13 protein-coding genes are annotated in these 13,538 nt (G+C 57.7%); 3 read left to right on the top strand and 10 right to left on the bottom strand.

Annotated elements, in window-relative coordinates; genetic code table 11:
- Positions 1 to 192: 192 nt before the first annotated feature.
- The gene (locus R3F50_01645) at positions 193 to 951 is read left to right on the top strand and encodes a glucose 1-dehydrogenase (GenBank protein MEZ5489005.1); all 759 of its coding nucleotides are present in this window, start codon (positions 193 to 195) and stop codon (positions 949 to 951) included.
- Between the two features lie 90 nt (positions 952 to 1,041).
- Here the strand turns inward: R3F50_01645 and R3F50_01650 are convergent, their stop codons facing one another.
- Complete coding sequence (locus R3F50_01650; GenBank protein MEZ5489006.1) at positions 1,042 to 1,749, bottom strand: hypothetical protein; 708 nt, start codon at positions 1,747 to 1,749, stop codon at positions 1,042 to 1,044.
- A 307-nt stretch (positions 1,750 to 2,056) separates the two neighbouring features.
- Here R3F50_01650 and R3F50_01655 point away from each other — a divergent pair, with 307 nt between their 5' ends.
- A complete protein-coding gene (locus tag R3F50_01655) occupies positions 2,057 to 3,097 on the top strand; it encodes a hypothetical protein (GenBank protein ID MEZ5489007.1) in 1,041 nt (346 codons plus the stop codon).
- A gap of 593 nt (positions 3,098 to 3,690) precedes the next feature.
- Here R3F50_01655 and R3F50_01660 read toward each other — a convergent pair.
- Positions 3,691 to 4,452, bottom strand: coding sequence for an ABC transporter permease (locus R3F50_01660; protein MEZ5489008.1), 762 nt, complete (start codon positions 4,450 to 4,452; stop codon positions 3,691 to 3,693).
- The gene (locus tag R3F50_01665) at positions 4,449 to 5,432 is read right to left on the bottom strand and encodes an ABC transporter ATP-binding protein (protein MEZ5489009.1); all 984 of its coding nucleotides are present in this window, start codon (positions 5,430 to 5,432) and stop codon (positions 4,449 to 4,451) included. The genes R3F50_01660 and R3F50_01665 overlap by 4 nt, the downstream gene beginning before the upstream one ends.
- Positions 5,433 to 5,595: 163 nt before the next feature.
- Between R3F50_01665 and R3F50_01670 the strand changes: the two genes are divergently transcribed.
- Positions 5,596 to 6,906 (top strand): M20 family metallopeptidase, encoded by a 1,311-nt coding sequence (locus R3F50_01670; protein MEZ5489010.1) that lies wholly within the window; start codon positions 5,596 to 5,598, stop codon positions 6,904 to 6,906.
- Between the two features lie 146 nt (positions 6,907 to 7,052).
- Here R3F50_01670 and radA read toward each other — a convergent pair whose 3' ends face one another.
- The 7 genes from radA to rpsF all read right to left on the bottom strand — a co-directional run bounded on the left by radA (position 7,053) and on the right by rpsF (position 13,432).
- A complete protein-coding gene (gene radA, locus R3F50_01675; GenBank protein ID MEZ5489011.1) occupies positions 7,053 to 8,420 on the bottom strand; it encodes a DNA repair protein RadA in 1,368 nt (455 codons plus the stop codon).
- 25 nt (positions 8,421 to 8,445) lie between these two features.
- Positions 8,446 to 9,612, bottom strand: coding sequence for an alanine racemase (alr, locus tag R3F50_01680; protein MEZ5489012.1), 1,167 nt, complete (start codon positions 9,610 to 9,612; stop codon positions 8,446 to 8,448).
- A 77-nt stretch (positions 9,613 to 9,689) separates the two neighbouring features.
- Positions 9,690 to 11,105: a replicative DNA helicase gene (dnaB, locus tag R3F50_01685; GenBank protein MEZ5489013.1), complete on the bottom strand. Its 1,416-nt coding sequence runs from the start codon at positions 11,103 to 11,105 to the stop codon at positions 9,690 to 9,692.
- 136 nt (positions 11,106 to 11,241) lie between these two features.
- Positions 11,242 to 11,784: a 50S ribosomal protein L9 gene (gene rplI / locus R3F50_01690; GenBank protein MEZ5489014.1), complete on the bottom strand. Its 543-nt coding sequence runs from the start codon at positions 11,782 to 11,784 to the stop codon at positions 11,242 to 11,244.
- A gap of 40 nt (positions 11,785 to 11,824) precedes the next feature.
- A complete protein-coding gene (locus tag R3F50_01695; protein ID MEZ5489015.1) occupies positions 11,825 to 12,634 on the bottom strand; it encodes a hypothetical protein in 810 nt (269 codons plus the stop codon).
- A gap of 39 nt (positions 12,635 to 12,673) precedes the next feature.
- A complete protein-coding gene (rpsR, locus tag R3F50_01700; protein ID MEZ5489016.1) occupies positions 12,674 to 12,904 on the bottom strand; it encodes a 30S ribosomal protein S18 in 231 nt (76 codons plus the stop codon).
- Between the two features lie 21 nt (positions 12,905 to 12,925).
- Positions 12,926 to 13,432: a 30S ribosomal protein S6 gene (gene rpsF, locus R3F50_01705; protein MEZ5489017.1), complete on the bottom strand. Its 507-nt coding sequence runs from the start codon at positions 13,430 to 13,432 to the stop codon at positions 12,926 to 12,928.
- Between the last annotated feature and the right edge of the window lie 106 nt (positions 13,433 to 13,538).

Genomic DNA, 13,538 nt, shown 5'->3' on the forward strand with positions numbered 1-13,538 from the left:
GAAAACAGCTCCTATCCTCAGTAAACACAGAGGCTATCGCTGAAACCCGAGGTTGTCCAGTTTCAGAAATGAAGACTCAGCTGCAGCCCTGGACCCTGTTCTTGCTCCGGATCAATACCTCAATGCCCTCTACTGTGTATTATTGTGTCTACTGCGACAGGCCATTTATCATCCAGCTTGAAGGGTTACACTATGACTAATTCCCAATCCACAGTGGCACTGGTTACCGGTTCAGCGACAGGCATAGGAAAAAGCATCGCGCTCGCTTTCACAGACGCCGGCTGTGATCTGGTCATTGCCGATGTTGACGAATCCCGCCTGGAGGAGTTAGCAGAGCTGATCCGGAGCAAAGGTCGACAATGTCTGGCAGTTGGCGCGGATGTCAGCGACCCGGGCGCTGTAGCCTCGCTACATGAAGCGGCGATGCAGTCGTTCGGTCGGTTGGACTATGCCTGCAACAATGCAGGTATTGAGGGGCAGCAGGGGCCCACCGGTGAAACAACGCTGGAGAATTTTGACCGGGTGATCAACATAAATCTGAGAGGCGTCTTTCTCTGCATGCGGGCGCAACTGCAGATCATGGAGAAGCAGCAATCCGGATCCATAGTCAATATTGCTTCAGTGGCCGGTCTGATAGGGTTCGCCGGCCTGCCCGCCTACTGCGCCTCCAAGGGAGGCGTCATACAGCTCACCAAGACAGCTGCGCTGGAATACGCCACTGCCGGCATCCGCGTCAATGCAGTTTGCCCCGGAGCAATCGACACCGAAATGATCCATCGCATCACACACAATGATCCTGAAAACGAGAAGAAATTCGAAGCCCTTCATCCCATGAACCGCATGGGGCGCGTCGAAGAAGTTGCTGATGCTGTAGTCTGGCTGTCCCTGCCGGGCGCCTCCTTTGTCACGGGTCAGGCGCTGGCCGTTGACGGCGGGATGGTGGCACGCTGAGCTGCGGTTTGACCTGTTACCACAGATAACCTCACGGGCTGACGCTACCGCGCCTCCTGCGCATTGCCGACCCTCACCAGCGAAGCCGAGTCAAAGTGAATTGATCATCTGATTCGCCAGGCTGTCGACAGCGCGGAAAAGCTCCTCCCTGAAGTTGCTTGCGGTTGTGTCAAGGAAAAAGTCCAGCTCCCGGGCCGGCGTTAGGTGACTGTAGCGGTCCGGATCGTCATCCGGCTGAGATTCGCTGACAGCAGTGAAGGAGCCGGCTATTTGCAACGAGAACCTGTCGGGACTGTGTTGCACCACTGCAAATTCATCGACCCGCAGACTGATCCGTCTGTCGGCATGTTCGCTGACCACTTCCCAGCGCCCGCCTGCCTGCTCAGCAAAGGCATCCTGCAGGCAGGTGCCGAGGCTCCTTTCGGCAAAGATGGCCTCCCGGATACTGTTGAAGGCTTCCTGCTCTTCCCGGTTGATCGCCGTGGCGGCGCCAAGGATACCGCCGGCGACGAAGCCGGCAGCACCACCCAGTCCCCCGGCCAATGGGGCGCAGAAATAGAAAAATGGCCCGCAGCTGATGCTGGCCAGGGTTCCCACCAGGGCACCGCCGGCTGCACCGGTTGCGGCTGCGCCAAGCACAAAGGGATCATCGTTAAGTGGATCCTTCTGATACCCCGCGGTTTCCAGGCTGATCTGCACCCGGGTACCTGCGGCGATAGGCTCCAGGGGCGCCCTGCCCGTCATGGCACAGGCGCTCAGCAGCAGGATGGAGAGAAAAGCGAAGCATTGCCTGATCATCGCGAATCCTCACTATCGTTATTATTTTTGCGCCAGCGCAAGCCGGCACGTTGTCAGGCGGTTAAAGTTACGCCCTGCAGAAGCTCGCCACCTGTGCTTTTCCGGATTTTCGCCTGATGTTTTTCTTAGGACTGGCGAGAGGGAGGGAATGCAACGCTTAAGACAGGATCGTACGGCCCCCGCAGGGACCCGCGGAATCCTGTCCTGGGGCAGCGGAGTAACAACAGGAGTGCGACATTATGTCTCACGCCGTGGAAGTCATAACCCTATAGAATGCATTGACATTACCCGAAATCAGGAGACAACGGTGTACAGAACCCTTCTTGCTACCAGCCTGGCGCTGGCCATTTCCACTGCGGCAACTGCTCAGTCAGAGGGTGGGTTTGAAACCCTCCAGACCCCGGCCCAGGCACCCGGCTGGGTGATGCCGCGAACCGAGCACGGGCACCCTAACCTGCAGGGCACCTGGTTCTTTGGCTCCAGGACACCGCTGCAGCGCCCGGCCAACATGGGATCGAAGCAGACTTACAGTGCCGAGGAAGCGCAGGCAGTGGAAGCCAGGCTGCAGAAAAGGTTACTCGATCAGGACGCGCCGCTGGATCCGGACCGGGGAGCACCGGAGGCCGGCGCCCGGATCGGGCAGGAAGCAGACGATGCCTTCCTGGCCCATTACCAGGAACCCAGGCTGGTTCCTGTCAATGGCGAATACCGAACCTCGGTAATTGTCGACCCGGCAGACGGACGCATCCCGATGCGGGAAGGTTTCATGGACCTGACTGCCAGACAGCGGGCCGCAGGGCTGGGCGAGACTGATGGTCCTGAGGGACAACCGCTTTCCGGCCGGTGCCTGATGTTTGGCTCGGCAGTACCGTCACTGACTCCGATCATGATGAACCCCAACCTGCAGATTGTGCAGAACGAAGACTATGTGATGGTGATGACGGAAATGGTTCATGATGCCCGCATCATCAGGCTCAACGGGAAACATAGGGATAGCGGCATAAAAAACTGGATGGGTGAATCCGTCGGTCGCTGGGAAGGCGATACCCTGGTAGTCCACAGCAAAGACTTCCGTCCCGATCAGTCATCGGCCAGAGGTATTGCCATGTCGGAGGATTTCGAAGTCATCGAACGTTATACCCTGGTCAGCGATGACGAAATCCATTATGCCTTCACCGTTTATGACGCCCAGGCCTACACGCAGCCGTTTTCCGGTGAACGGACCCTTACCCGCAATGCCAGTGATGAGCGTATTTACGAGTTCGCCTGTCACGAAGGCAATTATTCACTGTCCGGCATCCTCGCCGGGGCCAGGCGCCAGGAAGTTGAGCGGGAACTGACCCGGTAGTTTCCTGGGGTTCTTGGGGTTCTTGGGGTTCTTGGGGTTCTTGTTAGATACCGCACCAGCCCGGGGGAACCGGCCGTCGGAGCAACGCGCACCCCTCCGGGGTTCCCTCCCTCGGTCAGGAGCCCTGGGAAACGGTCTCCTTTGGTCAGTCGGTGCTGCGTTTTGATTGCTCCGACGGCCGGTTCCCCCGGGCTGATGCTCAGTGCGAGATTTCAATTACTGTGTATCGAGGAAAAATTGCTGCAGCTGTTTCTTAATGTCGTTGTTAAGGTTTGCAGTCACTTTCGTTTCCGTCGAAGTCGCTGAATGTTGAGTCCCGCTTCGCGCCAAGGCGTGGTCGGCAGGGGGTTCGGTGGGCTGCAATCAAGGACCAGCGCTGAACGGCGAAAAATGACCGCCCTCCAGGGCATTTTTCAGAGTGAAGGGACCCGGGACGGGCGCGGTACGCAGCCCACCGAACCCCCTGCCGGCCGCGCCGCTCGAAGCCACGCCGCGTTGGCTCCCCCCACTATGTGCCGGCACAATAAGCACCACCAATCTGCCAATCATCGCTTTGAAACTGCAATGATACGCAAGCAGGTTTGTAAACCCGCCTAGCTGCGTATCTTGTAACCAGTCCTGAATATCCACCAGATCGCGCTGTAGCACACCAGCATGAAGAAGCAGATGCTGACCAGGCTGACACCGATATTCACATCCGCAATCTCGTAGAAACTCCAGCGGAATCCGCTAACCAGGTAGAGCACCGGGTTGAAGAGCGACACGGTCTGCCAGAACGGTGGCAGCATGTCGATGGAGTAGAAGCTGCCCCCCAGGAAGATAAGCGGGGTCACCAGCAGCATCGGCACCAGGGACAATTTTTCAAAATTGTCCGCCCAGATACCGATTGCAAAGCCCAGCATGGAAAATGACAACGTCGTCAACAGCAGGAAGGCCAGCATCACAAACGGGTGGGCTATCTGCAGGTCGACAAAAAAGCTGGCGGTAACCAGAATAATCAGGCCAAGGATAAGGGACTTGGTCGCCGCAGCCCCTACATAGCCTAACACCACTTCCAGCATGGAAACCGGTGCCGACAGCATCTCGTAGATAGTGCCGACAAACTTGGGGAAGTAAATACCGAATGAGGCATTGGAAATGCTCTGGGTCAGCAGATTGAGCATGATCAGGCCCGGCACAATAAAGGCCCCGTAGCTGACGCCGTCCACCTCCTGGATCCGGGACCCGATGGCTGCACCAAAGACGATGAAGTACAGAGAGGTTGTCAAAACCGGCGCGACCACACTCTGCAGCAGGGTGCGCTTCATGCGCGCCATCTCGAAACGGTAGATTGCCTTCACCGCGTGCAGGTTCATTGTGCGAAGCTCCCCTTTACTGGCTTTTCTTTCGCTGCTGATTTTGCTGGCCCGTTGATCAGATTCACAAAAATGTCCTCCAGCGAACTCTGGGTAGTCTGCAGGTCACTGAAATGGATACCGGCCGCCTTCAGTGCATCCAGCAATGCGGTTATTCCTGTACGATCCGAGCCCTTGTCAAAGGTGTACACCAGCTGTTGCTGGTCGGCCACCAGCTCCAGATTGAAGGTTTCCAGGCTGGCAGGCAGTTGGGTCAAAGGCTCGGTCAGCTGCAGTGTTAACTGCTTTTTGCCGAGTTTCTGCATCAGCTGAGTCTTCTCTTCCACCAGTATCAGTTCACCGTTGTTGATCACTCCGACTCGATCGGCGATCTCCTCTGCCTCCTCAATATAGTGCGTGGTAAGGATGATGGTGACGCCAGAGGCCTTCAGCTCATGAACAATATCCCACATGTCCTTGCGCAACGACACATCCACTCCGGCGGTAGGTTCATCGAGGAACAACACATTCGGTTCGTGAGACAGCGCCTTGGCGATCAGCAGGCGACGTTTCATGCCGCCGGACAGGGTCATCACCATGCTGTCTTTCTTGTCCCAGAGGGAGAGAGATTTCAATACCTTCTCGATGTGAGCGGGATTGGGGGACTTGCCGAACAGGCCGCGACTGAAAGACACCGTGTTCCAGACTGTCTCGAAAGAATCGGTAGTCAGCTCCTGGGGAACCAGGCCGATCATCGAGCGGGTGCTGCGGTAGTTTCGGATGATGTCATGCCCGGCCACCCGTACCTGCCCCGAGGACGGCGTGACAATGCCGCAGATAATGGAAATCAGCGTTGTTTTGCCGGCCCCGTTGGGACCCAGCAAGGCGAATATCTCACCCCGGCGGATGCGCAGATTAATATCTTTAAGGGCCTGGAACCCCCCGCTATAAACCTTATTGAGGGATTCGACAGTCAGAACATGCTCTTCTGTAGTGCTCATGGGCGCAGCATTATGAACAGAGTGAGAGCCGATTACAATAACCCTGCCCCATCCGCCGGATCTGGCTGCATCCTGGCGCGTGCGCTGGCCGGCCGGTAGCGGCCCCGCTCCCGTTGCGGTAATCTCTGCTTCTCCGCCAATCCGCAACAGGGGAACTCGATTCATGTCACTTTCAGCGCCCACCCGCAGCCTTTTACCGGTCCTGGCAACACTCCTGCTGGCCGCGTTGTGCCGGACGACCGCGGCCGCCGAAGCCTACGAACCACCCCTGTCCGCCACTGAGCAACAGGTCATCCAGTGGATCGACAGCCGGGAGAGCGAGATGGTGGGGCTGCTGGAAACCATCACCAACATCAATACCGGCAGTCTTAATAAGGCCGGCATGGATCAGGTAGCCGGCATTTTCGCCCGGGAGCTTAGCGGCGTGGGGTTTGCCACACGCGCCCTGCCTGGCGGCAGCATTGAGATGCCCCATTGCCCTGGCAGCGCTCTCGGCATGGATGTCGCCGATCATCTGCTCGCCAGTCGTGCCGGAACGGGAACCCGTCTGCTGTTAATGGGACACATGGATACTGTATTCCCCCCGGAAAGCCCGTTTCAGGAGTTCAGCCTGGAAAACGACATTATCCGTGGCCCAGGTGTCTTCGACATGAAGGGCGGGCTGGTAGTCATGCTGTATGCCCTGAAAGCCCTGGAGGAGTTCGACCTGCTGAACGACAAGACTGTCACTGTGTTGCTGAACTCCGACGAAGAGGTGGGCTCGCTGTCCTCCCGACCTTATCTGGAGCAGCAGGCCGGGCAGCATGACTATGGCCTGGTATTTGAAGGTTCGGTTGGCAATAATCAGATTCGCCAGCGCAAGGGGCTGGGCCAGGCTCGCATCGTTGTGCATGGTCGCGCCGCGCACGCCGGGGCTGCACATCAGGATGGCCGCTCGGCAATCCGTGAACTGGCCTACAAGATCATCGAAATGGAGAACATGACAGACTACGAAAGCGGCCTTACCGTCAACGTCGGCCTGGTTGGCGGTGGCGAAGCCCGCAACACCGTCTCACCCTGCGCGGAAGCCTCTGTGGATCTGCGCTTCCCGACCCCGGAGCAGGGTGAGATCGCCAGACAGCAGCTCGATACCATTGCTGCCGCAATGTACAGCGTCCCTGCTGATTCTCAGGATGTGCGCACCGAGGCCTGGATCAACCTGCATCGTCCACCCAAGATCCCGACGCCGGAATCTGACCAGTTGTTATACCGGGCTATTTCAATCGGCGCACTGCTGGGGGAACAGATTGGCATCGCCGACTCCGGCGGGGGAACGGATGGCTCGCTGACCCAGGCCGCAGGACTGCCGACCCTGGACTCTCTGGGCCTGATTGGCAGCGGCGGTCACTCGCCAAGGGAACAGGCCGACCTGGATTCGTTTGTACAGACCACCAAACGGGCAGCCCTGCTCATTCACCGCCTGTTGAATGAATGAAAGACTGGGGGTCTTTGATTGCACGACACAACGACCGGCGGCCACCAGGCCGTTAGAATTTCCAGCATCAGTGCTTCGCCTGCGTGTGGGTTTCTTGTGCTGGTTTCCAGCGTGAGTGCTGTCCCGGGTATTCTTCGGAGCTTAAGCTAAAGCGCTTCCAGCGCTTCGACGACCTTGTTGACGCCAATAATCTCCATGCCCGGGATCGATTCCTTCGGCAGATTGGCCTTTGGCACGATGGCCCGTTTAAAGCCGTGCTTGGCCGCTTCCCGCAGGCGCTCCTGACCTCCAGGCACCGGCCGTATTTCTCCGGCCAGGCCCACTTCACCGAACACGACCAGTTCCCGCGGCAGGGGCTGATCGCGAAAGCTGGACACCAGTGCCAGAATCACGGCCAGGTCGGCACTGGTTTCGGTTACCTTGACACCGCCGACCACGTTGACGAACACGTCCTGGTCGGCCATGTAGAGTCCACCGTGACGATGCAGCACCGCCAGCAGCATGGCCATGCGACTCTGATCCATCCCTACAGTCACGCGCCGGGGATTGGCCAGCTGACTGCCGTCTACCAGGGCCTGAATTTCCACCAGCAGGGGACGGGTTCCCTCCCACAGCACCACCACCAGCGAGCCTGGCACTTCTTCCTCGGAACGGGCCAGGAATATAGCCGACGGGTTACGGACCTCCTTCAGACCGGTACCGGTCATGCCGAACACCCCCAGTTCATTCACGGCGCCGAACCGGTTCTTCAGGCCTCGCAGAATCCGGTAGCGATTATCGTTGTCTCCTTCCAGCATCAGAAAACAGTCGATCATGTGTTCCAGAACCTTGGGGCCGGCCAGGCTGCCTTCCTTGGTTACGTGGCCAACCAGAAACAACACCGTGTTGGTCTGCTTGGCGTACTGGATCAGGAACGCAGCGCATTCTCTTACCTGGGAGACACTGCCCGCCGCAGAGGGAACCTCGGTGCTGTGCATGACCTGAATGGAATCCACCACCAACAGCCGGGGCTGATGCTCCTGCGCGGCCTGGCAGATACGCTCCACGTTGGTTTCCGCCAGCATTTTCATATTGTCATCGGGTAAGCCCAGCCGTTTCGCCCGCATGCCCACCTGTTGCAGAGACTCTTCGCCGGTCACATACAGAGCGTCCATGGACTGGGACAGGCCGCACATCACCTGCAGCAGCAGCGTGCTTTTTCCGGCGCCGGGGTTGCCTCCAATCAGCACCACCGAGCCCGGCACCAGCCCGCCACCCAGCACCCTGTCCAGTTCCTCCAGGCCCGAGGCTATGCGCGGCACAGCACTCAGATCGATCTCGGCCAGCTTCTGAACCGGTGACGTCTGGCCGCTGTAACCCTTGCGGAAATCCGCCTTGGCAGCAGGCGAACCCTGGCTGCCCAGATTGATCTGAGACAGGGTGTTCCAGTCCTTGCAGGCTGCACACTGGCCCTGCCACTGGGAGTGTTCGGCACCGCACTCGGTGCAAACATAGGCCAGCTTTGATTTTGCCATTCAGGTACCGTCGCTGTACTGCTGTTTATTCGGAACCGGATCCGGAATAGAAGTAGGGAACCCTGCGAGTTACCTGGCAGAATAGTTCATAGGAAATGGTTCCGGCAAATTCCGCCACCTCATCAGCGGACAGTCCTTCCCCCCACAACACCACCTCATCGCCGACTTCAGTATTATCGAAACCATTCAGATCAATGGTGATCATGTCCATAGACACCCGACCGATCAATCGGGTACGGCGAAATCCTTCCGGCGTCGCCACTAATACGGGTGTACCATTGCCTGCTGAGCGGGGATATCCGTCTCCATAACCGATAGACGCCACGCCCATGCGGGTAGGCACGTCACAGCGGTAGGTAGCACCATAGCCCACGGAACCCCCCGCTGGTACCTGCTTGACCGCAATCAACCGCGAGCGCAAAGTCATAACCGGACGCAGCCCCAGCCTGGGTCCGTTTCGGTGCCCGAACGGGGAGCCACCGTACAGCATGATTCCCGGGCGCAGATGATCGAAATGGGTATCCGGCCAGGCCAGAATCCCGGCCGATGCTGCCAGGCTTCGGCTCACCTTAAGTGTATCGCCACCATCCAGTCCATCGCAGACGCTGCGAAAACAATCCAGCTGCCGGTGGGTATGGGCCATCGACACCTCGTCATCGGGTGCGTCAGCACTGGCAAGGTGCGACATCAGCACCACCTGGCCGACCTGGGGTATTGACTGCAGGGCGGTAAAAGCCAGCCTGAATTCACCCGCCTCCAAGCCCAGGCGGTGCATGCCGGTATCCAGTTTCAGCCAGACCGTCAGCGGGCGATGTGCCGACAGATTTCTTACCGTTCGTTTCAATATTGCGAGCTGATAGTCCGCATGCACTACGAACTCAATTCCGGCCTCGATGAGATAGCGCAGCTGATCTTCGTCGGTGAAGCCCTGCAACAGCAGAATCGGCCTGCCCAGGCCCAGGGCATTCAGCGCCACCGCCTCGTCCAGGGTGGCAACCGCAAATCGTTGTAGCGGCGAACCGGGGTTCGTCAATACACGGGCAACCTCCTCCATCCCGTGACCGTAGGCGTTAGACTTAATAACCGCCGTGATTCCGGCTGACTGATTGTGCTCTCGAACCTGTTGCAGATTGGCTCGCAAGGCCTGCAGGTCAATATCGACCCAGGTCCTCAGTGGACGGGCGCTACTCATGGAAGTCATCCTGCCCGGGTTCACTGCAGCGGGTTTGCGGTTGAGGACAGGGCGTCAGTGGTGATTGCATTGCGTGGTCAGTAGGTGTCGTGCGTGTAGCTGTCATCGTAACGAGGCTGAATGAAATTTTCGAAGCGAGTGTGCTGCCCGATAAAAGACAATCTGACGGTACCGATCGGGCCGTTTCGCTGTTTACCGATGATGATCTCCGCCGTTCCCTTGTCGGCACTGTCCTCGTTATAGACCTCATCCCGGTAGATGAAGGTGATGACATCGGCGTCCTGCTCGATGGCGCCTGATTCCCGCAGGTCGGACATCACCGGGCGTTTGTTGGGCCGCTGTTCCAGGGAACGGTTGAGCTGAGACAGGGCGATAACCGGGCATTCGAATTCCCGTGCCAGCAACTTCAGCGAGCGGGAAATTTCGGATATCTCGCCGGTGCGGTTCTCCGAACTGCCCTTGACCTGCATCAGCTGCAGATAGTCCACCACCATCATGCCCAGGTCGCCGTACTCGCGCTTGACCCGGCGCGCCCTGGAACGCATTTCCATGGGGCTGAGACCAGGGCTGTCGTCGATCAACAGTGGCTTGTCTTTCAATTGCGCCACTGCAGCGGTAAATTTGGGCCAGTCATCCTCTTCCAGTTGACCGGTACGTAACAGGTTCTGATCCACCTTACCGATTGATGAGAGCATCCTGACCACCAGACTGTCCGCCGGCATCTCCAGGCTGAAGACCAGCACTGGCCGATTGGCGTTCATCAGGGCATTTTCCACCAGATTCATGGCAAACGCGGTCTTTCCCATGGAGGGTCGGCCGGCGACAATGATGAGGTCGGATTTCTGCCAGCCGTTGGTCATTCTGTCCAGGTCGGTGTAACCGGTTGTCAGCCCGGTCAGGCCGCCATCCATCCCCGACAGTTCGTCGATTCGTTCTACGACATGGTGAAGTATCGGGTTGATGGGCTGGGGGCTGCCATCCCGGGGCCTGTCATCGCCGATCTCAAATATCTTTTTCTCCGCCTCGTCCAGGACATCCGCTGCCGATCTTTCACCCGGATTAAAGCCGCTGTCCACCACCTGGTTGGCGACCCGGATCAGCTTGCGAAGTATCGCCCGCTCCCGGATGATTTGCGCATACGCCCTGATATTGGCGGTGCCCCGCGCGTTGCTCGCGAGTTCCCCCAGGTAGTCGATGCCGCCGGCATTGTCCAACTCCCGAAGCCGGTCGAGGGCTTCGCCGAGCGTCACCACGTCAACAGGCTGGTTGTTCTCACTCTGCTGCACCATGGTGCGAAAGATGATCTGGTGTTCCGGGCGATAGAAATCCTCGGCGATAATGAGATCGGCCACATTGTCCCACTCACTGTTATCCAGCATCAGTCCACCGATCACCGCCTGCTCGGCTTCCACGGAGCTGGGCGGGACTTTGAGCTTGGCCAGTTTCGAGGGACCGGAATCGGCTCGAGGGGATATATCAAAGGGTTCCGACATAGACTGTTGTTCCAGGAAACTGGATCAGGACTAAAAAAAAAGCACCGTCTGGTTCTTCCAGTCCGGTGCTTTAATGTAACGCAATCACCCTGGCCTTGCATCCCTTTCTCAGGCCATGGTCATTGCCGTATCAACCCTAGGCCTGCTCGCCCTCTGCCTCCTCGGCACTGAGGTCTGCATCAAGCCCAATCTCGTCGCCGGTCTCCGGCTCAACCAATGGTGCCACTGCACCGGATTCGCTGACTACTGCCAGCGATACTGTAGCGACGGTGTCGAAACCCAGATCAATGGCAATCTCATAGTTGCCGGTTTCGCGAATGACGCCGTGCGGCAACTGCACTTCACTCTTGTCGGTGTCGCCGCCCGCGGCAACAATCACTTCGGCAATTTCCTTGGTCCCAACCGAACCGAACAGCTTGCCTTCGTCGGAAGCATTCACTTCGATGCTGAGCTTCAGGCCCTCGATCTTGGCAGCGCGCTTCTGAGCGGCAGCCACTTTTTCGTTATGGGCGGCCATCAGCCCGGCCCTGCGATGTTCGAATTCGACCAGGTTACTCTTGGTCGCAGGAATGGCGATTCCGGATGGAAACAGGTAATTCCTGGCATAACCGGCTTTCACATCGGCCACGTCGCCGATATTCCCAAGTTTACCGAGCTTTTCCAGCAATATTACGTTCATGGTAGAAACCTCTTACTATCAATTCCTTGCCGCGCAAACGCTAGGAAGTCTTGCGCATTTGTTTTCTAAAATCGTACCAGCTGTCAAACAGTGCCAATAACACCAGCAATTGCGCTATCACCGGAATCACCACATAAAACGCCACCAGCCATAACGGCGACAGCTGTCTGAGTGCGATGGTTCCGTGAACCAGCGCGGTACCGGCAAACAGGAATGGCAGGGCAAAATACCCGTACCAGGGTTCCGGCACGCCGACCCCAAGCCCCGACAGCAGCAATAACAGCGCCAGAGGCAGAGCCGCTCTGGCCTCTATCCGCAGCCCGTGAAACTCTTCCCGGAAACCACCCGGGTTATACAACATTGCCTGCAACCAGCGGGCCCAGATCAGCAGCAACACGGCCATTGCCGTCTGTATCGTCGCGATCAGCGCAATAAGTTCGCCGCGAACCAAAGGCTCAAGATTGTTCTGTTCGAACAGCGGCGCAAGCTGACCTAACAATGTGTCTACCGCCGCCGGCTGGATCCGCAGATAAATCTCGAACCCCAGCCCCACTGCGACCGATACCAGTAACGTTACTTGCCAGGACTGCGATACGCGCAGAGCCACTGCCAGGCCGGTCACGGCCAACACCAGCAGAAAGGGCAGCAGGTTGACCGGCTGCTCCATCGCTATACTGGGGTAAACAGTCCACAGCCCCAGCGCCAGCAAAGCCCAGATCAGGATCAGGAAAGCTTCCTGTAATCCTTTCCGCAAAACCACCAGCCCCACTATCACCGGGCTGATAAAGTACACAGGAGGGATAGCGCCCGTCAGCACCACCGCCAGGATGGCCTGCCTGCGTCCTTTCATTACAAATTCGGCAAGGCTGCGCATCGGCTGTCTGTTCAATTAAACCTGATGGCTGTCCGTATAAGGGATCAGTGCCAGGTAACGTGCTCTCTTTACCGCCGTGGCCAGCTGTCGCTGATACCTTGCCTTGGTACCGGTAATGCGGCTGGGAACAATCTTGCCGGTTTCGGACACATAGGCTTTCAGGGTCTCGAGATCCTTGTAATCGATCTCTTTAGTCCCTTCCGCGGTAAATTTACAAAATTTTCGTCGTCTGAAATAACGCGCCATAATCAGTCACTCACTAATCGATTAAGAGTCTTTCTCGTCGTCGCCACTATCAGCAACTGCCGGTTCGCTGTCGTCAGATTCATCTGACTCGTCGTCGGAAGCTTCCTCAGCCTCAGCCTTGTCTGCAGAGGCCTGCTCTGCAGCGGCGGCGGCCTGCTCTTCCATCTTACGGCGTTGCTCGGCCCGTGCCCGACGCTCCTTGGATTCCCGTTCCTGCTTGAGAATCAGCGACTCTTCAGTAACAGCCTCTTTAGTCTTGATGACCAGATTACGAATTACCGCATCGTTATAGCGGAACAATGTGGTTATCTCGTCCAGGGTTGTCTGATCACACTCGATATTCATGAGCACGTAATGTGCCTTGTGGATCTTGTTGATCGGGTAGGCAAGCTGACGCCGACCCCAATCTTCCAGGCGATGCATTTTGCCGCCGCTTTCGCCGACAAGCTGGGAGTATTTCTCGATCATTCCCGAGACCTGGTCACTTTGATCAGGGTGCACGAGAAAAACTACTTCGTAGTGTCTCATTGACTCTCCTTCCGGTTCAAAGTCTTCCGTCGAGCACCAAAAAATGCGCGGTAAGACAAGGAGTTGATAGGTTTTTCGGGTTCAGGTTTCCCTGTTCCCGGATTAA

Source organism: Gammaproteobacteria bacterium, assembly GCA_041395725.1.
In the GTDB taxonomy this organism is placed as follows: domain Bacteria; phylum Pseudomonadota; class Gammaproteobacteria; order Pseudomonadales; family Pseudohongiellaceae; genus NORP240.

Coding starts and splice junctions, on each gene's coding strand:
- rplI (MEZ5489014.1), bottom strand. CDS start 11,784: ATGAACGTAATATTGCTGGAAAAGCTCGGTAAACTTGGGAATATCGGC.
- radA (MEZ5489011.1), bottom strand. CDS start 8,420: ATGGCAAAATCAAAGCTGGCCTATGTTTGCACCGAGTGCGGTGCCGAA.
- rpsF (MEZ5489017.1), bottom strand. CDS start 13,432: ATGAGACACTACGAAGTAGTTTTTCTCGTGCACCCTGATCAAAGTGAC.
- alr (MEZ5489012.1), bottom strand. CDS start 9,612: ATGAGTAGCGCCCGTCCACTGAGGACCTGGGTCGATATTGACCTGCAG.
- R3F50_01650 (MEZ5489006.1), bottom strand. CDS start 1,749: ATGATCAGGCAATGCTTCGCTTTTCTCTCCATCCTGCTGCTGAGCGCC.
- R3F50_01660 (MEZ5489008.1), bottom strand. CDS start 4,452: ATGAACCTGCACGCGGTGAAGGCAATCTACCGTTTCGAGATGGCGCGC.
- R3F50_01645 (MEZ5489005.1), top strand. CDS start 193: ATGACTAATTCCCAATCCACAGTGGCACTGGTTACCGGTTCAGCGACA.
- R3F50_01670 (MEZ5489010.1), top strand. CDS start 5,596: ATGTCACTTTCAGCGCCCACCCGCAGCCTTTTACCGGTCCTGGCAACA.
- rpsR (MEZ5489016.1), bottom strand. CDS start 12,904: ATGGCGCGTTATTTCAGACGACGAAAATTTTGTAAATTTACCGCGGAA.
- dnaB (MEZ5489013.1), bottom strand. CDS start 11,105: ATGTCGGAACCCTTTGATATATCCCCTCGAGCCGATTCCGGTCCCTCG.
- R3F50_01695 (MEZ5489015.1), bottom strand. CDS start 12,634: ATGAAAGGACGCAGGCAGGCCATCCTGGCGGTGGTGCTGACGGGCGCT.
- R3F50_01665 (MEZ5489009.1), bottom strand. CDS start 5,432: ATGAGCACTACAGAAGAGCATGTTCTGACTGTCGAATCCCTCAATAAG.